A 20176-nucleotide genomic window follows, 5' to 3' on the forward strand; every position below is an offset into this window, starting at 1 on the left:
AAGAACATTGTAGTAGGAGAGTGAAGAAAATGTCTAAATTAAAAGGTCATGCATTAATTAATGAATTAACTAAAAAATACTTAAAAGAAGTTCCAAACTTCAATGCAGGGGATACTATTAAAGTATTCGTTAAGATTAAAGAAGGTAACCGTGAACGTATTCAGTTATTTGAAGGTTTAGTTATCAAACGTCAAGGTGGAGGAATCTCTGAAACTTTTACAGTTCGTAAAGTATCATCAGGTGTAGGTGTTGAACGTACATTCCCATTACATTCACCAGCGATTGACAAAATTGAAGTAGCTCGTTTTGGTATCGTTCGTCGTGCTAAACTTAATTATATTCGTTCTTTATCTGCTAAAGCAGCTAGAATTAAAGAAAGAAGAAACTAATTTTAATAATAAATTAGAAAGACACATTAGGATGAAACCTAATGTGTTTTTTTAACGAGAAGTAAAAAATAATAAAGAATATGTTTATTTAACGAAAATACTAATGAAAACATTATGTAAATATTTTCATAATTATTGAATACCCTTACATCTTATGTTATAATGAAGGTGATTTGCGAGGTGGAAATTATGAGTAGTGCAACAATTTATGATGTGGCAGGAGCTGCTGGTGTTTCTTTAGCAACCGTATCGAGAGTTTTAAATAACCCAGAAAAAGTAAAAGAAGAAACAAGACAACGTGTTTTAAAAGTAATTAAAGAATTAGGATATAGACCCAATGTGATTGCTCGTGGTTTAGCTAGTAGAAAAACAACTACTGTAGGTGTAGTTATATCTGATATAACTCGTGCTTCAGTTGCGCAAATGCTTGGTGGTATTTCTGATATTGCTCAAAAATATAAATATTCAATTAAAATGTTTGCAATCCCAGAGGATTCAGATGTTTTAGATGCCTTACAAAATATTGTCGCAGAACAAGTTGATGGAATTCTATATTTAAACGATGAGTTAAACGATAAAGATGTAGATTTAATTAAACGCATGTTTTTAGATAATAACATACCTTTTGTATTTGCTAATGTTGTAACAAATGATCCAAGTGTTCCAACAGTAAGTATTGATTACTATAAAGCAGGATACGAACTAACTAAAAATATTATTGAAAAAGGCGCTAAAGATTTGTACTTCTTAACAACAGCACGTCGTTATTCAGTTAATGATAAAAAAGAAGAAGGCTATACAAAGGCAATGAAAGAGTCTAATTTAGAACCTAAAGTTATTAGAACAAGTGGAGACACAAGTATTAATAAACCTCACTTTGAAACATTCTTTGCTGATAAAAACGTTGATGGAGCAATCGCTGTAAGAGACTCAATTGCGGTTTCATTTATGAATACTGCATTAGATAATGGTAAAAAAGTACCATCAGAGCTAAAAGTTGCGGGATTCCAAAATACAAAATATGCAGTTTTAGCAAGACCACAGTTAACATCAATTGATATTCCAGTATATGATATTGGTGCAGTTTCAATGAGACTTTTAACTAAATTAATGAATAATCAAGAAGTAGAAAATATTAGAGTTATCTTACCACACTATATTATGGAAAGACAAACAACATAAATTAAATAGTCAGTGACGTTAGACAGTAAGAACTTGTAAACCTAAAAAGAGACTTTACGGCAGGTGTGAGTAAAGAGAAAACAAGGGATGAATTACACTAAAAGAGACAAAAAAATAAGTAAGTGCTATAACATTGGTTATAGAACTAAGGTGGTACCGCGATCATTCGTCCTTAGGTAGTTTTTTAACTATCTAAGGTTTTTTATTTAATAAAGGAAAGAGGAATATAAAATGTCAGTATTTGAAGAAATGAAATGGCGAGGCATGATTAAAGATGTCAGCAACGAAGAAGAAGTAAAAAAGGCTCTTGATGAAGATAAAGTTAAGTTTTACTGTGGGTATGATCCAACAGGAGAATCATTAACAGTAGGACATTTAGTACAAATAGTAAGAATGATGTTTTTGCAAAAATATGGACACACTCCAGTAGTATTAGTGGGTGGGGCAACAGGATTAATTGGTGATCCTAGAGAAACAACAGAAAGAAAACTATTAACATTAGAAAAGTCTTTATATAATGCTGAGAAAATTAAGAAACAATTATCTTATTTTTTAGGAGATAAAGCAGAGTTTGTTAATAATCATGATTGGATTTCTAAAATAGATACAATCTCATTTTTAAGAGATTTTGGGAAACACTTTAATTTAAATTATATGTTAGCTAAAGATACAATAGCTAAAAGACTTGATACAGGTATTTCTTTTACTGAGTTTTCATATATGATTATTCAGTCAATTGACTTTTTACACTTATATAAACATAATAATGTAAGATTACAATTTGGTGGATCAGACCAATGGGGTAATATTACAAGTGGTTTAGAACTTATAAGAAAAGTTATAGGTGAAAATAATGCTATGGGTATGAGCTCACCATTGTTATTAAAATCAGATGGTAATAAATTTGGAAAAAGTGAAAGTGGCGCATTATGGTTAGATAAAGACTTAACAAGCCCATATGAAATATATCAATATTTCTTAAATACAGCGGATAAAGATATTGTTAATTACTTAAAAACACTAACTTTATTATCTAAACAAGAAATATTGGAACTTGAAGCATCTATGCAAACTGAACCAGAAAAACGATTAGCTCAAAAAACTTTAGCTAAAGAAGTTGTTACTTTAATGCATGGCAAAAAAGCATACGAACAAGCATTAAAAGTTACAGAAGCTTTATTTACAGGAGATTTCAATAACTTAGAAGAAACAGATTTTGTATTAGTATCTAATAGTTTAGATCACATTTATTTAGAAGAATCATTAAATATTGTAGAAGTATTAAAAAATTTGAAACTTGCAAGTTCAAACAGAGAAGCAAGAGAATTTATTAATAGTAACGCAGTATCTTTATTCGATGATAAAGTGACTGATCCTGAATTTATAGTTACAAAAGATATGGCTAAATTCAATCAATTCATAGTAGTTAAGCGTGGAAAGAAAAAGAGTGCTATTATTATTTTTAAATAGTTAATATAGATAAAATGATCATAATATATGGTCATTTTTATTTTATACAAGTAAGTTATAGACTTTATTATAAATAACCTTGAAAGTGTTTGGACACTATGATAGAATAGCAACAATATATAAAGGAAGGTATAAACACATGAATGGAAAAGTTTTGAAAAAAGGTTATACATTTGATGATTTATTATTAGTTCCACAGTTTTCTAAAGTAGTTCCGATTAATGTTTCATTAGAAACAAAGTTAACAAAAAAGATTAAGTTAGCAATACCCGTTTTATCAGCAGCAATGGATACTGTTACAGAAAGTGATATGGCAATTGCTCTGGCAAATCTAGGTGGCTTAGGTATTATTCATAAAAACCTTAGCATCGAAGAACAAGCATTAGAAATTAAAAAGGTCAAATCAATTAAAGGGGATTCAAAGACTTCAACAGTAGATGAAAAAGGGTTTTTAAGAGTTGGCGCTGCAGTTGGAATTAGTGATAATACTTTAGAAAGAGTAGAAGCATTAGTCTTAGCTGGAGTTGATGTGGTTGCGGTTGATAGTGCACACGGTCATTCCAAAGGTGTTTTAGATAAAATAAAAGAAATAAGAAAAACCTATCCTGAATTAGATATTATTGGGGGAAATATTGTTACAGCACAAGCAGCAATCGATCTTATCTATGCTGGAGTTAATTGTTTAAAGGTCGGAGTAGGCCCGGGTTCAATTTGTACAACAAGAGTTGTTTCAGGAGTTGGTGTGCCACAGCTTTCTGCGATTAATGATGTGTATCAAGTTGCTAAACAATATGAAATTGGCATTATAGCAGATGGCGGGATAAAAATTTCTGGTGATATTCCTAAAGCGCTTGCTGCAGGCGCTGATTGTGTTATGTTAGGTGGTTTACTTGCAGGAACTGTTGAATCCCCAGGAGAAGTATTTGAAATAGAAGGTAAAAAAGTAAAATCTTATGTAGGGATGGGTTCTTTATCCGCGATGAAAAGAGGGTCTAGTGATAGATATTTTCAAGGTGGAGTTAAGGAATTGAAAAAACTAGTTCCAGAAGGGATTGAAGCTAATGTAGCATTTAAAGGCTCAATCCAAGATGTGATTTATCAAATGATGGGTGGATTAAGATCAGGTATGGGATATTGTGGATGTGGAAGTATCCTTGAAATGAAACAAAATGCCTTATTTGTGGAAATAACATCAGCTGGATTAAAAGAAAGTCATCCTCATGATGTTATCCATGTGAAGGAGGCACCTAACTATCATGGAAGATAAAATTATTGTTTTAGATTTTGGTAGCCAATATAATCAGCTCATTGTGAGAAGAGTTAGAGAATTAGGTGTTTATAGCGAATTAGTTTCACATGAAATAAGTTTAGAAAAAATCAAAAGTGATAAGACAATTAAAGGGATTATATTATCAGGTGGGCCACATTCTGTTTATGAAGAAAATAGCTTTAGTATAGATAAAACAATTTTTGAATTAGATATTCCTGTTTTAGGTATTTGTTATGGCATGCAACTTATGGCTAGTTTGTTAGGTGGAACTGTAACAAAAAGTGATAAAAAGGAATATGGATTAACAAAAATTGATATTATAGATAGCTCTTTAACTAAAGAATTACCTAAATCATTTAATGTATGGATGAGCCATGATGATAGTGTAGTAAAAGTTCCAAAAGATTTTAAGACAACAGCTAAAAGCTCACTTACACAAACTGTTATGATGGAACATATAAATAAGCCACTTTATGGAATTCAGTATCATGTTGAGGTGAATCATACTGAATATGGTAAAGATATTTTATCTCACTTTATAGATAAGTGTGATGTTAAAAGAACTTGGTCTATGAAAACTTTTATTAAAGAGGAAACAAAAAAGATAAAAGAAACGATTAAAGAAGATAAAGTTATATTAGGACTATCAGGTGGAGTTGATAGTAGTGTGGTTGCGGCACTTTTAAACCATGCGATTAAAGCTCAATTAACATGTATTTTTGTTGATCATGGATTATTAAGAAAAGATGAAGCTAAAAGTGTTAAAGAAGTATTTGAAAATGAGTTTAAAATGAATTTGGTAGTTGTAGATGCTAAAGAAAGATTTTTAACTAAATTAAAAGGTATCACTGATCCTGAAACTAAAAGAAAAATTATAGGTACTGAGTTTATTAGAGTCTTTGAAGAAGAAACTAAAAAATTAGAAGATGCTAAATTTCTAGCACAAGGAACACTATATACAGATATTATAGAATCAGGAACTAAACATGCAGAAACGATTAAATCACATCATAATGTTGGAGGACTTCCTAAAGATATTAAATTTAAGCTTATTGAACCTTTAAATACTTTATTTAAAGATGAAGTGAGACAATTAGGAAAAGAACTAGGTTTAAGTGATGAAATTGTTCAAAGACAACCGTTTCCAGGACCTGGGTTAGGTATTAGAATTTTAGGAGATATAACAGAAGAAAAAATCACTATCGTACAAGAAAGTGATTATATTTTAAGAGAAGAAATAAAAAGATATCAACAAGATAGTAAAATATGGCAGTATTTCACAGTTTTAACTCCTATCAAAACTGTAGGGGTTAAAGGTGATAAACGCGCTTATGAAAATGTTTTAGCAATTAGAGCAGTAACATCAGTAGATGGCATGACAGCGGCTTTTGCTCATATTCCATATGAAATACTAGAAGTGATTTCAACAAGAATTATTAATGAAGTAAGAGGTGTTGGTAGAGTAGTATATGATATTACTTCTAAACCACCAGGGACAATTGAGTGGGAGTAACGAAACACATTAAATACCATCCTGAAGTCTATTTGTGAGGATTCATGGTAAATTAAAAGAATTTTTTATTAAAAAATTATTAGTATTTAAATTGCAGTTTGACAGACAGGTAGATTTGACTACTAATTATAAAGAAGCTGTATTTTTAATTTTTTTAGTATGATATAATTAGTAAAAAATATCTTTAGGAGGAATTCTATGTTTAAAAGAATTGACACTGCATTTGTATATGTTTCTAATATGGAGGCATCGGTGAATTGGTACAAGGAGATTCTAGGGTTAAAAGTAGCGTTGGATTATCCAGGATATGTTTCTTTTAAACTAGGAGAAACATACCTTACATTAATCCAGAACAAAGATCAAATAAATCAAAAGTTTAGTACTTTTAATTTTTTTGTTGATGATGCTTTTGCAACGCATCAATATTTAACTGAAAAATTTGTAGAAGTTACTGAAATTAAAAGTGATGGCGTAGATCATTTTGCTTTCTTTGATTTAGATGGTAATAGATTAGAAATCTGCTCATTCAAGTGAAATATTTGTGGTAAAATCTTTCAAAAATTATTAAATTAAATTCTTTTTAGTATGTGTAAGCTCTGGTTTTCTATCACAAAATGACCTTTTTATGGTATAATAAACAAATACAATAAAAAAGGAGTGATTATTTGCTGATAGGCACAATAAAAGAAATGATGAATAATGAATACCGTGTAGGGCTTACTGCAAGCAATGTATATGAGCTTGTTGAACAAGGACATGAGGTATTAGTTGAAAAAGGTTCAGGAGTTAATTCTGGAATTAGTGATGAAGAATATCTAGAAGCTGGCGCTAAAATTATAGAAACAGCCAAAGAAGTTTGGGATAGAGTTGAGTTACTAATAAAGGTTAAAGAACCTATTGAAAGTGAATTTAAATATTTTAGAAGCAATTTGACAATATTTAGTTATATGCATTTATCTGCACATAAAGAATTAACTGCGGAATTATTAAAAAAAGGAACGAATGCTATTTCTTATGAAACGTTAACGACCAAAGATGGAGAGCTTCCATGCTTGAAACCAATGAGTAGTATCGCAGGGCGTATGAGTGCTATTATAGGTTCTGAGTATTTGCAAAAAGCAAAAGGTGGAAGTGGGATATTGATATCTGGTCTTCCTGGCGTTAAGCGAGCGAATGCAGTTATCGTTGGTGCTGGTAACGTTGGAGAAAATGCTTTAAAAATGCTTGTTGGTCTTGGTGCTAATGTGACGATTCTTGATGTAGACATTAAAAAACTGGGTGTTTTAGATGATATTTATCAAAATAGAATCCAGACTTTATATAGTGATTCAGATAACTTAGAAAAAGCAATCACAAAGGCAGATTTAGTTATTGGGGCAATCTCTTTACCTGGGCTTAAAACACCTAAACTAATCAAGCGAAAGTATTATAAAAAAATGAGACCTGGTAGTGTGATTGTTGATGTTGCAATTGATCAAGGTGGTTCAACTGAAGTAAGTAGAGTGACAACACATGATGATCCGGTATTTTATGTAGATGGTATTTTGCATTATTGTGTTGCTAATATACCAGGAGCTGTACCATTAACATCAACAGAAGCGTTAAATAACGCAACTTTTAAGTATATATCCTTAATTGCTGAATTAGGAATTGAAAATGCCTTAGAACAAAGTGATGAAATTAAAACAGCTGCGAATATCATTAATGGTAAAGTTGTTAATGAAAATGTAGCAAGATCATTAAAACTTAATTTTAGTGAACTATAAATTAAAAACTGTAAAGTTCTATTTTAGAGCTTTACAGTTTTTTTTATTAAAAAATATTAAGTTATAGTCTATAAACACCTTTTTTAGATAAATCAAATTCTAGATTTTCAGAAATAACATTGATTTCTATGAGTGAGTCTAATACTTGCTTGGTATAAGTGTATCCCATTTTGATTCTATCTTCTATATATTTAGGATTGAAATTTAACATAGTTAAAATAGTTTTTCCTATTTTTTGAGGTGGAGAAAAATCTATGATAATACTATTATCTTTAAAGGTATCAAAAGAGTAATCTGGTCTTAAGCCAACTGTAAAGACAATATCACAGCCTTTTTTAATTAAAATTTCAACAGGTAAGTTATCTACTAATCCTCCATCTACAAATAAGTCTTCACCGATTTTAGTTGGGCCAAATATAATAGGAACAGAAGCACTGGCTAAAACATATTTATAAGGGTCTTTGATTTTATTTAAATGAACGATTTTAGATTCAACTATTTTTTTATTGAGTTGTGTGATCATTCTTTGGCTAGAAGTTTTAGATAAGACAACATAGCCTTCTATTGGGCTTTCTTTAACATAGGCAATGTCTTGTTGCTTAATGAGTTGTTTATACATAATGGTTTGGTCAAAGAAACCTAATCTATCATCTTTATATCTGACTAAACTGCTATAGATAGTAGAATTGGTCATGGACTTCCAAAAATCTACCATATGTTCATATGGCATTTTCCCCATGACTAAAGTAGCATTTAATGCACCAATAGAAGTACCGGATACTATTTTAACTTGGTCTAATAAACCATATTCAGATAGTGCTTTTAAAACTCCAATTTGGTAGCTTCCTTTTGCCCCGCCGCCACCTAGGGCTAAACCTACTTTAGACATCATAATCACCTTACTTAGACTTTTATTTAATTATACTCTATTTTCTTCCTAAACCAATTCTTTGATTTACCTTTTTAATTTTTCTTTCGGCAATGATTCTAGCATTTTGTGCACCTAGTGTTAATATGTCATCTAATTCTTTACTATTGATAAGTGTTTTATATTTTTCTTGAATAGGTTTAATGACTTCAACAACTACATCAGCAACACTTTCTTTAAATTCTTTATATGAACTATCTTTGAATAGATTTTCTGTATCTTTGATAGATAAGTCTTTTAGTGAAGCATAAATAGTAAGCAAATTACTAATTCCAGGTTTATTTTCTAAGTCATAATATACTTTAGTATCTGAATCTGTAACGGCACTTTTAATTTTATTTTTTATTTGATTTAAATCATCTAAAAGAAGTACATAGCTTTTTGGGTTATCTTCTGTTTTAGACATTTTTTTGCTAGGATCAGTTAAGGATTTAATTCTAGCTCCTGTTTTAGGGGTAAATCCTTCTGGAACGATAAATGTATCACCATATAAATTATTAAATCGATTAGCTATTGTTCTAGTTAATTCTAAATGTTGAGTTTGATCTTCTCCGATTGGAACAATATTAGCATCATACATTAAAATATCCGCAGCCATTAACGCAGGATAAGTTAAAAGAGATGTTCTAATACCAGTTTCTTGTTTAACCTTTTTGTCTTTATATTGAGTCATTCTTTCCATTTCTCCAACATAAGCATTAGATTCCATGATATAGCCAAGATAAGCATGTTCAATGACTTCAGATTGAATAAATAAGTTAACCTTTTCTGGATTTAACCCACAAGCTAAGTAAATAGCAGCAATGCTTTTAATTTTTTTTCTTAATTCTGATTTTTCTTGAGGGACTGTGATTGCATGTAAGTCCGCAATAAAAATAAAAAATTCAGTGTCTTTTAAAGTGTTTTGTAAATCAACAAATTGTTTTAAAGCTCCAATGTAGTTTCCTAGTGTAATTTCACCAGTTGGTTTAATACCTGATACAAGTCTTTTCATAATATATCATTTCCTTTTAATGTATTTTTAAATAAAAAAACGCCCTTAGAAATAAATCTAAGGACGAATGAATTCGCGGTGCCACCTTAGTTCTAGAATAAATTCTAGCGCTTTAAGTTAAAATTTTTATAGACTCCAAAGGCCCAATTTTCAGTAAAAGTTTATCTTAAGTTTCACCAACCCTTAAGTCTCTAGTATAATACTTTTTCTTACTTTTCTTTGTCAACGTCTATTTTTAGTATATCACGCTTTTAAAGTTTCTTCAAGTAAATCTAATAATTCTTTAAAGCGAGTAATAACTGCTAAGAAAGTATCTTTAGTAGTTAAATCAGCACCAGCTTTTTTAGCTTGATTAACTGGATAATCTGAACCACCTGATTTTAATAAACCTAAATAGTTTTCCATTGCATGAGGTTTATTGTTTTTAATGTCTGAATATATTTTAAGTGAAGCACTATATGAAGTAGCATATTGATAAACATAAAATGGTGTATGGAATAAATGGGGTATATAAGCCCAAACTAATTCTTTCCCATTTTCTTTAGCGATATCTAAATCATAATAATGTTTATATAAATCAATCATAATTTTTGATAGAGCATCAGCGTTAATTGGTTTTCCTTCTTCAACAAGTTTGTTTGCTTCATACTCATAAGTAGCGAATAATGTTTGACGATAGAATGTACTTAAGATACCGTCGATTGCGGATTCTAATAAAACAATGCGTTCATTTTTAGAAGTAACATTTTTAAGCATATAGTCTAATAAAGCATGTTCATTGAAAGTGGAAGCAATTTCAGCAACAAAGATTGTATAGTCAGCAATTGCCATAGGTCTAGCTTCATTTGAGAATAAGGTATGTGCACTGTGACCTGCTTCATGGGCTAATGTAAATGCAGAGTCTAATGTTTCATTATGGTTTAATAAAATAAATGGATGATGTCCGTAAAAGCCTGATGAGTAAGCCCCTGTTCTTTTTCCGTCTTGAGGTAAGACATCAACAAATCCATCTGCAACCGCACTTTTTTGTTTTTCCACAAATTCTGGAGTAAAGTGTTTGATTGATTCAAAGAATAATTCTTTAGATTCAGCATACGTGTATTTTTTATCACTTTTAGCTAATTTTAAGAATCTGTCATATGTATGATAAGTTTCAAGATTTAAATGCTTTTTACGTAAATTAATATAGCGTTTAATTAAGTCAGTATTTTCATAAACAACATCTTTTAAATTATGGAAAACTGAAACGGGTATGTTATTTCCATCAAGGGCAGCTTCTAAAGAAGAAGCATAGTTTCTTGATTTGTAACTAGCAGCTCTTTGTTGTAAAACAAGGTTATAAGTATTAGCGAAAGCAGATTTGTTATCTTTATAACGTTTATATAATGCTTCAAATACTAATTGACGGTCACTTGGATTTTCGCTTTCTTCAATTAAGGCACGATATGAAGCAGCTGAAACTAAAACCTTTTTACCATTTGATAAAGTAACTTCTTCATCTGTTCTATCAATAATTGATAAAGATTGATAAAGTTGAGTTGGTATGGATCTAATTGAACTGTAGTTAGCAAGAATTTTTTCTTCTAATTCAGATAAAACATGTTTTTGTCCTCTAAATAATTTTTCAAATGGAAAAACATAAGCTTTTAAAAAGTCATCGTTTTTTGCCCAACTAATTACTTTTTCTTCACCAAGTGAAATAATTTCAGGACTAACGAAAGAAGTTTTTTGTCCTAATTTTGATAATAGTAAACCAACTCTTTGGTTTTGGTTTCCTTTAACTGAATCTTTTAAATTTAAGTCTGAACCAAGGTGAGCATAAGGATAAACTTTGTATAATAAAGTTATGAATTTTTCTTCATATAGGTGATAAGCTTTAAACGTGTCAAATTCATTTAGTTTTCCTTGGAAAGTTTCAAAATGGTTAATCATAGATTCTAATATTTCGTAATCTTTTTCCCAAGCATCATCGCTTGGATAAAAGTAAGTTAAGTCCCATTTTTGCATAAATAATAAGCTCCTTTATTCTTTTTGATTAGTATCTATTATACGCGAGTTTATAAGAATTAAAAGCAAAAAAGCAAACAACTATTGAAAAATGTGATATAAAGGCATATAATATAGGTATGAAGATCCTTACTTCTAAGGAAGGGAGTGTAGTATATGATTACCATTTATACAACACCAAGTTGTTCATCTTGTAGAAAAGCTAAGAAGTGGTTAGACGAGCATAATGTAGTTTATGAAGAAAGAAATCTTTTTAATCACAGAATAAGTAATTTTGATATTGATATGATGCTTGAACATGCTGAAAATGGATTTGATGATATTATTTCAACTCGCTCTAAAATATTTAAAGAAAAAGATTTAGATGTTGAAGATATGTCTGTAAGTGAATTAAAGAATTTCATTATTGATAATCCAAGTATCTTAAAAAGACCTATTATTGTTGATGAAAAAAGAATGCAAGTTGGATATAACGATGAAGAAATCAGAGTATTCATTCCTAAAAAATTAAGAGACTTTATTATGAGTAGCAATATTTATAAAGAAGATGACTCTGAATATCAAACAGTGTTGGAACAATATTTTAATAACGACGCTAAATAACATTAAAAGATTGAAGAACTTATATCAATAAGTTCTTTTTTTATGCTCTTTAAATAAAGATAAAAAAAAGCCCTGGAATAAATCCAGAGCAAATAATTTTTATTTAACAATACAAGTTAAAGCACGATCACTTTTTCTTCTTGTAGGTTTAAATTCAATTTGATGATTTTCTAAAAATTGATTAAAAGCAACTTTACCTTCTTCAAAATTATCTACTTCATATTCTATTTCATATTCAGTGATACCACAGTAGTCGCATCTATCAAAAAATAGAGTACCGACTTCATAAGGTGTTCTAGCTCTTAAATTATCTAGGCTTGTTTTAAACGTAACAAAGTAATCTACGTGATCGAAAAAATCTTTTGTATTAAAACCATTTTCAAGCATTTCATTCGCTTGTTCAGGAGTTAATAAAACGTGGTATTCATAAGCACCATGATCACTTTGACTTTTTAAAGTGACTTTATAGTAGTCATTACCCTTTTTTCTAATACGTAAAACAATTTGTTGTTTATTCAAATCTAGAGTGTCAGTGTCAAAATAATAATTAGTTTGTTTAAAAACATTACTTTCTAAACCAAACTCTTCTAATAAGTCTTGATAGACTTTTTCTGAAACAGCAGTTTTAAACTCAATTTCAATATTTTTCTTCAATTTCATCACCTACCCTATTATCTATTATTTTGATAGAAAAAGCAAGCGAAAGCACAATTATTCAAGTTTTATAGAGATAAAAAAATGAATTTTTTATAGATTCAAAAATATAAGGTATAAAAAGTCTAGTTAACGAAACTTGCGATAAAATGTAAACGTTTACTTCTAGCTTGCTATGTGCAATTATAAATCCTTATGATAAAATATACATGAAATAGAACAAATACTTAGGAGGAATTTAATATGTCTATTAAAGTTGCAATTAATGGGTTCGGGCGTATCGGAAGATTAGCTTTTCGTTTAATGAATGAAGACAGCAGATATGAAATCGTTGGGATTAACGATTTAACAGATGCTGAAACATTAGCTTATTTACTAAAATATGATACTGCACAAGGTGTTTACAAAACAGATAGTATCTCAAATGATGAAAATGGAATTGTTGTTGATGGTAAAAAAATTCCAGTATTCTCAGAAAAAGAACCACAAAACTTACCTTGGGGTAAATTAGGTGTAGATGTTGTATTAGAATGTACAGGATTCTTCACTGATAAAGAAAAAGCAGGATTACATTTAAAAGCAGGAGCTAAAAAAGTAGTTATTAGTGCTCCAGCAACAGGCGATGTAAAAACAATCGTGTTTAACGTAAATGATGATACTTTAACAGGAGACGAAGATATTGTAAGTGGTGCTTCATGTACTACAAACTGTTTAGCTCCAATTGCTAAAGTATTAAACGATAACTTTGGAATCGTTAAAGGATTCATGACTACAGTTCATGCTTACACTAACGACCAATCATTAATGGATCAACCACACAAAAAAGGAATCTTATCACGTCGTGGACGTGCTGCTGCTCAAAGCATCATTCCTTCATCAACAGGAGCTGCAAAAGCAATCGCTTTAGTTATTCCTGAATTAAAAGGTAAATTAGATGGAACTGCTTTACGTGTTCCAACAATTACTGGTTCAGTTGTTGACTTAACTGTTGAACTTAAAAAAGAAGTTACATTAGCAGAAGTAGATGCTGCATTCAAGAAAGCTGCAAACGAAACTTTAGCTTATGTAGCAGATCCAATTGTTTCAAGTGATGTTATTGGTTCTCATTATGGTTCATTATATGATGCTCATACAACACAAATTTTAAAAGAAGATCCTAAATTCGTTAAAGTTATGTCATGGTATGACAATGAAATGAGTTATACAGCACAATTAGTAAGAACTGTTGGAAAACTTGCATCATTAATTAAATAATTCGTTTTTATTAAGAAGAAAGAGGCTTTTTATAAAGCTTCTTTTTTATTTTATAATGTATAATATAATCTAAAGGATGTGATTTTTTTGAAGATAGCCAAAAGAGTTGGACAATATTTTTCTTATATAGTTATACTTTTTTTAGCACTTATGGTTTTATTAAATATTGTAGCGCCTAAAAAAATAGTTAGCTATGTAGGGTTTAATTGGTACAGAATTGTTTCTGGTAGTATGGAACCTCAAATTATGACCAACGATCTGATTATAGTTACTAAAGTAAGTAAATTTGAAGATTTGAAAGAAAAAGATGTTATTACATTTTATGCTAGAAAAAATGGTAAGGAAATATCTGTAACACATCGTATTAGAAAAATAGAAAATGAAATTATATACACTATTGGTGATAACAATGGTGGAACTTATGATAATTGGGATAGAGATATTGTCTTTTCCGATGTTATTGGTAAAGTAAGTATTGTATTTCCTACACATAAGATTGCCTTCTTATTTCATCCTGTCTTTCTTGTCACAATTGTAGTAGTTATTGCTGGATGGATTTATGTTTCATATATTATTACAAGGAAGAAAAAAGATGTGGAATAAACTGATTGAAGCTGAGATGAAAAAAGATTATTTTAAGAATCTTGATCTATTTTTAGAACAAGAACTTAAAAAGTATACTATTTACCCTTCAAAAGAAAATTGGTTTAAAGCCTTTGAGGAAACACCTTATGAAAAAGTCAAAGTTGTTATCATTGGCCAGGATCCATACCATGGAGAAAATGAAGCCCATGGATTAGCTTTTAGTAGTTTAAGCGATAAACGACCACCCAGTCTTAAAAATATTTTTGAAGAGTTAAAAAGTGATTTAAATGTTGAAATACCTAAAACCAACAATTTAACTGACTGGGCAAATCAAGGAGTGCTTTTATTAAATACCGTTTTAACTGTTAGAAAAGATGAAGCAAATTCCCATAAGAATCAAGGTTGGGAAACTTTCACACAAAATATGATTGCATCATTGCATAAAAAAGATTATCTTGTCTATATTTTATGGGGTAAACAAGCTCAGGCTTATGAAAAATGGATTACAAATAAAAACAGTCTCATTATAAAATCAGCCCATCCGTCGCCTTTATCTGTTTACAGAGGTTTCATTGGTTCTAAGCCTTTTTCTAAAACCAATGAATACTTGATGAAAAATAAAATTTCTATAATTGATTGGCATCTTGAAAAATGATATAATAATAATTACAGAGTAATAGTAAAGCGTTAAGTGCCTAATCATGGGATGTTTGATTAGGACGAACACATAATATGTGGCGGTTTTTCTATTTGTCCGCTGTAAGTTAGATTATAGTGGACCTCTAAAATAGGAGGTCTTTTTTTATGAAAAGAAATTTAAGAAAAATAACTTTGACTGCTGTTTTAACAGCGGCATCGATTATTTTAGATGTTTTAGTTAAGGCAATTATCCCCGGTAATCAGTTTGGATTACCTATCTTTGCCTTACCGCTTATTATCATTAGTTTATTTATTAATCCATTTTATGGATTAGCTGCAGGTCTTATTAGTGATTATATAGGATTTTACTTAGCACCCCGAGGTAATTATGCTATCATTTTTGCCTTATCAGCAGCAATGTGGGGCTTTATACCTGGGATTATAGCTAACTATAAATCTAAAGAGTATAAAATTATTATTAGTATCTTTATTGCCCACCTTTTCGCAACCACCGCAAACACTTTTGCCATGTATATAGAAATTTCTAAAAATGTTGCTTTAAGTGGACTTTTATTAAGAAGTATTTTAATCCCTGCTAATGTAGCATTATTAAGTATACTTGTCATCATATTGAATAAGCGACTCATCCCAGTTTATGATATGTTTTTAGAAGGATAGAAATATCCTTTTTATTTTTAATTAAAAAAAATGTTATAATTAATTTGGTGATAGAATGGTAAAAATAATAGGAGCAGGATTAGCAGGTTCAGAAGTTGCTTATCATTTAGCTCAAAATGGAATTAAAGTAAAACTATATGAAATGCGTAATAAAGTGAAAACACCAGTCCATCAAACAAATAAGTTTGCAGAACTTGTATGTTCTAATTCATTACGATCTAATGACCCTTTAAACGCAGTAGGGATGTTAAAAGAAGAAATGCAAATGTTAGGTTCTTTAATCATTGAATCAGCACTTAAGTTTCAAGTACCAGCAGGATCTAGTCTAGCAGTAGATAGAACCTATTTTTCAGATTATATTACAGAAAAAATAAAGAATCACCCTAATATTGAAATATTTAATGAAGAGGTTACAGAGTTAAACCCAGATGAAGTAACGATTATTGCTGCTGGTCCTTTAGCTAGTGACAACTTATTTAAAGTCATTAATCAAAAAGTTGCTTTAGATGACCTACACTTTTTTGATGCGGTTGCGCCAATTATTAGTGCTGAAAGTATCAATATGGAAAAAGCGTATCTCAAAAGTAGATATGATAAAGGTGAAGCAGCCTATATTAACTGTCCTATGACAAAAGAAGAATATGACATTTTCTATGATGAATTAATGAAGGCAGAAAAAGTTATTCCTAAGGATTTTGAAAATAATGTATTTGAAGGTTGTATGCCAATTGAAGTCATGGCACAAAGAGGCAAAGAAACCTTAACTTTTGGACCTTTAAAACCAGTAGGGCTTGAACATGAAGGCAAAAGATATCATGCAGTTGTTCAGTTAAGACAAGATGATGCTAAAAAGACTATGTATAATATGGTAGGATTTCAAACTCAATTAACATGGCCTGAACAAAAACGCATTATTCAATTGATACCAGGATTAGAAAATGCTGTGATTCTACGTTATGGGGTTATCCATAGAAATACATATTTAGAAAGTCCTAAAATATTAAATTCAGGCTATCAAGTAAAACATACACCTAATTGGTTTTTCGCAGGACAAATTAGTGGTGTTGAAGGATATGTAGAAAGTGCAGCAAGCGGTTTGGTTGCAGCATTAAGCGTTTTATCATACTTAAAAAAAGAAGAGTTCAAACCATTACCAAAAGATACAATGATTGGGGCAATGGCAAGATATATTTCTACTCCAAATAAATCGTTTGTGCCTATGAATGCTAACTTAGGTTTATTAGACCAACTAGAAGAAAAACATAAGAAAAAAGACAGAAAACAGTTATACCATGATAGAGCAATTAATGCCTTAAAGGTATATTTAGATGAAAAGTAATATTATTGAAGTATTCAAACAGTATTTGGAAGTTGAAAAAAATTATTCAGAACATACTATTATAAGTTATATTGATGACATAAAATATTTTGAGAACTTCATTATTAATGAAGAATTAGCAGAAAACCTACTTGGTGTTAGAAGAGAACGATTAGCTAGAAATTATATTTCTTTTCTAGATGAAAAAGGATTTGAAAAAACAAGTATTGCTAGAAAAATTTCTTCGTTAAGAACATTTTATCAATATCTATTAGAAAATGATTATATTGAAACAAATGTATTTCAACTTATTAATGCTCCAAAGATAAATAAAAAACTACCTAAAATTATAGAAGAGCCTGAAATAAATTATTTATTTAAATCAATAGATACAAAAACACCTTTAGGCTATAGAAATTATCTTATTTTAGATCTATTGTATAGTTGCGGGTTACGAGCAAGTGAATTAACAACTTTAAGTGTTAAAGATATTTTTATTTCTAACCAGCAGATTTTAATACATGGAAAAGGAAATAAAGATCGCTATGTCCCTTTGCACAAACATTTAACTGAAGAAATCAAACATTATTTAACATATATTAGACCTGTTTTATTATCAAAAGGAAAAGAAACTGAAACAGATATTCTATTGATTAATTATAAAGGAACAGTACTTACAGACAGAGGATTAAGGGTTATTCTTAACGATATTATTAAAAAATCAGGAGAAACGCATCATATCCACCCTCATATGTTAAGACATGCTTTTGCGACTGCTTTATTAAATAATGGAGCTGATTTAAGAGTTGTTCAAGAACTTTTAGGACATGCACATTTAAAATCAACTCAAATATATACACACGTTTCAAGCGAAATTATAAAAGAAAAATATAAACATACACACCCAAGGATGGTAAAGCAAAAAAATGAGAAAAATAACACATCAGATTATTGAAGATAACATCTTATTTGAATCACCAAGAAAAAAGAGAACAACTGTCAGAGGGATTATTTTAAATAAAAATAAAGTCCTTTTACTTTACTCAGAACTTTTTAATGATTATACATTCCCTGGTGGTGGGAAAAAAGAAAACGAAAATGAAATAATGGCTTTAAAAAGAGAACTAGCAGAAGAAATTGGGGCCAACGACTTAGAAATAGTTAAATCATTTGGCTATATAGATGAACTAAGATATGGTATTAATGGCACACAATCAGTATATGAACAAACATCGTTATATTATATTTGTAAAGTTGAATCATTTGGAGAACCTAAACATATTAAAAGAGAATTATCACAAGGACTTAAAACAGTTTGGATAGATGTGAGAGAAGCAATTTTACACAATGAACAAGTGATGCAAGATGATAATCATCAAAAACAAGGATTAAAGACTGTTTTAAAAAGAGAAAATGCTGTTTTAAGAAAAATATTAGAAGAAGAAATAAGATACTTTGAAGTTGTTTCAACATATAAAGAGCAATCTATACATCTTCCAAAAAGACAAACTTTAAAAAGTGCAGGTTATGATTTTGAAGTAGCAGAAGATGTTAAACTCATGCCACAAGAAATCAAACTTGTTCCAACAGGAATTAAAGCTTGTTTTCCAGAAACAGAAGCATTGTTCATTTACCCAAGATCTTCTTTAGCAATTAAAAAAAGAGTGATGATGGCTAATAATGTTGGGGTTGTTGATAGCGATTATTATGGCAATAAAAATAACGAAGGACATATTTTTATACCACTATATAACTTTTCTAATGAAATTGTTGAAATTCAAAAAGGTGAAAGAATTGCCCAAGGCATTTTTCAAAAGTTTCATACTACCAACGATGATTTAGCAAATGGAGATAGAAATGGTGGCTTTGGAAGTAGCGATAATAAATAATGTTGCTTGCAAATGACCATTAAATATGGTATATTAATAAAGGCTATTTAAATACACATGCGTAATGTTTAAATATTCAAGTGCTTGAAGTAATTTCAAGTGGATATTTCCAAGTTACGCAGAGGTAAAAAAACAAAAAACGGAGGAATTTAAAATGGCAGTAGTTTCAATGAAACAATTATTAGAATCAGGTGTTCATTTTGGACACGCAACAAGAAGATGGAATCCTAAAATGGCTCCATACATCTTTACATCAAGAAATGGTATTCATATCATTGATTTAAAGAAGACAGCAGAAGAAATAGAAAAAGCTTACCAAGCTTTATTCCAAATTGTTGCTGATGGTGGATCAGTATTATTCGTAGGTACTAAAAAACAAGCACAAGAAGCTGTAAAAGAAGAATCAGCACGTTCTGGACAATACTATGTTGACCATAGATGGTTGGGTGGAACTTTAACAAACTTTAAGACAATCCGTCGTCGTATTAAATTATTACATGATTTATACAAACAAGAAGAAGATGGAATCTGGGCAAAATTACCTAAAAAAGAAGTTGCTCAATTAGAACGTAAACGCGAAAGACTAGAAAAATTCTTAGGCGGAATCAAAAACATGAAAGATATTCCACAAGCAATTTTCGTAGTTGATCCACGTAAAGAAGAAATCGCTGTAGCAGAAGCTCGTAGATTAGGAATCAAAGTATTTGGTATTGTTGATACTAACTGTGATCCAGACTTAGTAGACTATGTAATCCCAGCAAACGATGATGCAATCCGTGCTGTAAAACTTGTTACTTGGGTAATGGCAAATGCTGTTATTGAAGCACAAGGTGGAGTAGTTGAAAAATTTGAAGATGAAGAACAACCAACAAGACAACCAAGAACTGACAGACCACAAAAACCAGCTAATAAAGAAAATAACAATTTTGACCAAAATAAAAAAGTAAGAAAAGAAGAATTCAAAAAAGAAGAAGTAAAACCAGCTAAAGAAGTAAAAAAAGATGAACCTAAAAAAGAAGAAGTAAAACCAGCTAAAG

General features: G+C 30.1%; 19 protein-coding genes, 2 pseudogenes, 1 riboswitch and 1 other annotated feature. Of the genes and pseudogenes, 17 read left to right on the plus strand and 4 right to left on the minus strand.

Annotated features, from left to right (window positions below; all coding sequences use genetic code 11):
- Nucleotides 1-29: 29 nt before the first annotated feature.
- The 7 genes from rplS (at nucleotide 30) to ald (ending at nucleotide 7590) form a co-directional block, all read left to right on the plus strand.
- The gene (rplS, locus tag BN854_RS01315) at nucleotides 30-389 is read left to right on the plus strand and encodes a 50S ribosomal protein L19 (RefSeq protein WP_026655531.1); all 360 of its coding nucleotides are present in this window, start codon (nucleotides 30-32) and stop codon (nucleotides 387-389) included.
- Nucleotides 390-578: 189 nt separating this feature from the next.
- Nucleotides 579-1571, plus strand: a complete 993-nt coding sequence (locus BN854_RS01320) for a LacI family DNA-binding transcriptional regulator (RefSeq protein ID WP_026655537.1) — start codon at nucleotides 579-581, stop codon at nucleotides 1569-1571.
- 231 nt (nucleotides 1572-1802) lie between these two features.
- The gene (gene tyrS, locus BN854_RS01325) at nucleotides 1803-3041 is read left to right on the plus strand and encodes a tyrosine--tRNA ligase (RefSeq protein ID WP_026655544.1); all 1239 of its coding nucleotides are present in this window, start codon (nucleotides 1803-1805) and stop codon (nucleotides 3039-3041) included.
- Nucleotides 3042-3180: 139 nt separating this feature from the next.
- Nucleotides 3181-4308, plus strand: coding sequence for an IMP dehydrogenase (guaB, locus tag BN854_RS01330; protein ID WP_026655552.1), 1128 nt, complete (start codon nucleotides 3181-3183; stop codon nucleotides 4306-4308).
- Nucleotides 4298-5824: a glutamine-hydrolyzing GMP synthase gene (gene guaA / locus BN854_RS01335; protein ID WP_026655560.1), complete on the plus strand. Its 1527-nt coding sequence runs from the start codon at nucleotides 4298-4300 to the stop codon at nucleotides 5822-5824. Before guaB ends, guaA begins: the two co-directional genes overlap by 11 nt.
- Before the next feature lie 198 nt (nucleotides 5825-6022).
- Entirely contained in the window at nucleotides 6023-6358 is a 336-nt protein-coding gene (locus tag BN854_RS01340; protein ID WP_026655567.1) for a VOC family protein, read from the plus strand.
- A 131-nt stretch (nucleotides 6359-6489) separates the two neighbouring features.
- On the plus strand, nucleotides 6490-7590 hold the full coding sequence (gene ald, locus BN854_RS01345) for an alanine dehydrogenase (protein WP_026655573.1): 1101 nt from the start codon (nucleotides 6490-6492) through the stop codon (nucleotides 7588-7590).
- Between the two features lie 61 nt (nucleotides 7591-7651).
- Here the strand turns inward: ald and BN854_RS01350 are convergent, their stop codons facing one another.
- From BN854_RS01350 to pepF, 3 genes are all read right to left on the minus strand, one after another.
- On the minus strand, nucleotides 7652-8479 hold the full coding sequence (locus tag BN854_RS01350) for a patatin-like phospholipase family protein (protein ID WP_026655581.1): 828 nt from the start codon (nucleotides 8477-8479) through the stop codon (nucleotides 7652-7654).
- 37 nt (nucleotides 8480-8516) lie between these two features.
- Entirely contained in the window at nucleotides 8517-9512 is a 996-nt protein-coding gene (trpS, locus tag BN854_RS01355) for a tryptophan--tRNA ligase (protein ID WP_026655587.1), read from the minus strand.
- 56 nt (nucleotides 9513-9568) lie between these two features.
- Nucleotides 9569-9747 (minus strand) — a binding site (T-box leader).
- Between the two features lie 8 nt (nucleotides 9748-9755).
- Nucleotides 9756-11519: an oligoendopeptidase F gene (gene pepF / locus BN854_RS01360; protein ID WP_026655592.1), complete on the minus strand. Its 1764-nt coding sequence runs from the start codon at nucleotides 11517-11519 to the stop codon at nucleotides 9756-9758.
- 156 nt (nucleotides 11520-11675) lie between these two features.
- On the opposite strand from pepF, the gene spx reads away from it, so the two are divergent.
- A complete protein-coding gene (gene spx, locus BN854_RS01365; RefSeq protein WP_026655599.1) occupies nucleotides 11676-12122 on the plus strand; it encodes a transcriptional regulator Spx in 447 nt (148 codons plus the stop codon).
- A gap of 99 nt (nucleotides 12123-12221) precedes the next feature.
- Here the strand turns inward: spx and BN854_RS01370 are convergent, their stop codons facing one another.
- The gene (locus BN854_RS01370; protein ID WP_026655606.1) at nucleotides 12222-12776 is read right to left on the minus strand and encodes a CYTH domain-containing protein; all 555 of its coding nucleotides are present in this window, start codon (nucleotides 12774-12776) and stop codon (nucleotides 12222-12224) included.
- Nucleotides 12777-13019: 243 nt separating this feature from the next.
- Here BN854_RS01370 and gap point away from each other — a divergent pair, with 243 nt between their 5' ends.
- From gap to rpsB, 9 genes and pseudogenes are all read left to right on the plus strand, one after another.
- A complete protein-coding gene (gene gap, locus BN854_RS01375; RefSeq protein ID WP_026655613.1) occupies nucleotides 13020-14030 on the plus strand; it encodes a type I glyceraldehyde-3-phosphate dehydrogenase in 1011 nt (336 codons plus the stop codon).
- Between the two features lie 87 nt (nucleotides 14031-14117).
- Nucleotides 14118-14633: a signal peptidase I gene (locus tag BN854_RS07380; RefSeq protein ID WP_026655619.1), complete on the plus strand. Its 516-nt coding sequence runs from the start codon at nucleotides 14118-14120 to the stop codon at nucleotides 14631-14633.
- Complete coding sequence (locus BN854_RS01385) at nucleotides 14590-15270, plus strand: uracil-DNA glycosylase (RefSeq protein WP_331707315.1); 681 nt, start codon at nucleotides 14590-14592, stop codon at nucleotides 15268-15270. The genes BN854_RS07380 and BN854_RS01385 overlap by 44 nt, the downstream gene beginning before the upstream one ends.
- 12 nt (nucleotides 15271-15282) lie before the next feature.
- Nucleotides 15283-15377: riboswitch (THF riboswitch) on the plus strand.
- A gap of 42 nt (nucleotides 15378-15419) precedes the next feature.
- Nucleotides 15420-15932, plus strand: a complete 513-nt coding sequence (locus BN854_RS01390) for a folate family ECF transporter S component (RefSeq protein ID WP_026655628.1) — start codon at nucleotides 15420-15422, stop codon at nucleotides 15930-15932.
- Between the two features lie 55 nt (nucleotides 15933-15987).
- Nucleotides 15988-17271 (plus strand): methylenetetrahydrofolate--tRNA-(uracil(54)-C(5))-methyltransferase (FADH(2)-oxidizing) TrmFO, encoded by a 1284-nt coding sequence (gene trmFO, locus BN854_RS01395; protein WP_026655636.1) that lies wholly within the window; start codon nucleotides 15988-15990, stop codon nucleotides 17269-17271.
- Entirely contained in the window at nucleotides 17261-18205 is a 945-nt protein-coding gene (locus BN854_RS01400; protein WP_026655642.1) for a tyrosine-type recombinase/integrase, read from the plus strand. Before trmFO ends, BN854_RS01400 begins: the two co-directional genes overlap by 11 nt.
- Nucleotides 18177-18584, plus strand: a pseudogene (locus BN854_RS08080) (NUDIX hydrolase); the annotation flags it as partial. The gene BN854_RS01400 and the pseudogene BN854_RS08080, both read left to right, overlap by 29 nt.
- A gap of 111 nt (nucleotides 18585-18695) precedes the next feature.
- Nucleotides 18696-19139, plus strand: a complete 444-nt coding sequence (dut, locus tag BN854_RS08085) for a dUTP diphosphatase (protein WP_231854661.1) — start codon at nucleotides 18696-18698, stop codon at nucleotides 19137-19139.
- Between the two features lie 154 nt (nucleotides 19140-19293).
- Nucleotides 19294-20040 (plus strand): annotated as a pseudogene (gene rpsB, locus BN854_RS01410) (30S ribosomal protein S2); the annotation flags it as partial.
- Between the last annotated feature and the right edge of the window lie 136 nt (nucleotides 20041-20176).

It is taken from the genome of Alteracholeplasma palmae J233 (assembly GCF_000968055.1).
GTDB lineage: Bacteria > Bacillota_I > Bacilli_A > Acholeplasmatales > Acholeplasmataceae > Alteracholeplasma > Alteracholeplasma palmae.

Bases quoted from the DNA above. Each gene is read 5' to 3' on its own strand.
- rplS (WP_026655531.1), top strand. From the start codon at position 30: ATGTCTAAATTAAAAGGTCATGCATTAATTAATGAATTAACTAAAAAA.
- BN854_RS01320 (WP_026655537.1), top strand. From the start codon at position 579: ATGAGTAGTGCAACAATTTATGATGTGGCAGGAGCTGCTGGTGTTTCT.
- tyrS (WP_026655544.1), top strand. From the start codon at position 1,803: ATGTCAGTATTTGAAGAAATGAAATGGCGAGGCATGATTAAAGATGTC.
- guaB (WP_026655552.1), top strand. From the start codon at position 3,181: ATGAATGGAAAAGTTTTGAAAAAAGGTTATACATTTGATGATTTATTA.
- guaA (WP_026655560.1), top strand. From the start codon at position 4,298: ATGGAAGATAAAATTATTGTTTTAGATTTTGGTAGCCAATATAATCAG.
- BN854_RS01340 (WP_026655567.1), top strand. From the start codon at position 6,023: ATGTTTAAAAGAATTGACACTGCATTTGTATATGTTTCTAATATGGAG.
- BN854_RS01350 (WP_026655581.1), bottom strand. From the start codon at position 8,479: ATGTCTAAAGTAGGTTTAGCCCTAGGTGGCGGCGGGGCAAAAGGAAGC.
- trpS (WP_026655587.1), bottom strand. From the start codon at position 9,512: ATGAAAAGACTTGTATCAGGTATTAAACCAACTGGTGAAATTACACTA.
- pepF (WP_026655592.1), bottom strand. From the start codon at position 11,519: ATGCAAAAATGGGACTTAACTTACTTTTATCCAAGCGATGATGCTTGG.
- spx (WP_026655599.1), top strand. From the start codon at position 11,676: ATGATTACCATTTATACAACACCAAGTTGTTCATCTTGTAGAAAAGCT.
- gap (WP_026655613.1), top strand. From the start codon at position 13,020: ATGTCTATTAAAGTTGCAATTAATGGGTTCGGGCGTATCGGAAGATTA.
- BN854_RS01385 (WP_331707315.1), top strand. From the start codon at position 14,590: ATGTTTCATATATTATTACAAGGAAGAAAAAAGATGTGGAATAAACTG.
- BN854_RS01390 (WP_026655628.1), top strand. From the start codon at position 15,420: ATGAAAAGAAATTTAAGAAAAATAACTTTGACTGCTGTTTTAACAGCG.
- trmFO (WP_026655636.1), top strand. From the start codon at position 15,988: ATGGTAAAAATAATAGGAGCAGGATTAGCAGGTTCAGAAGTTGCTTAT.
- BN854_RS01400 (WP_026655642.1), top strand. From the start codon at position 17,261: ATGAAAAGTAATATTATTGAAGTATTCAAACAGTATTTGGAAGTTGAA.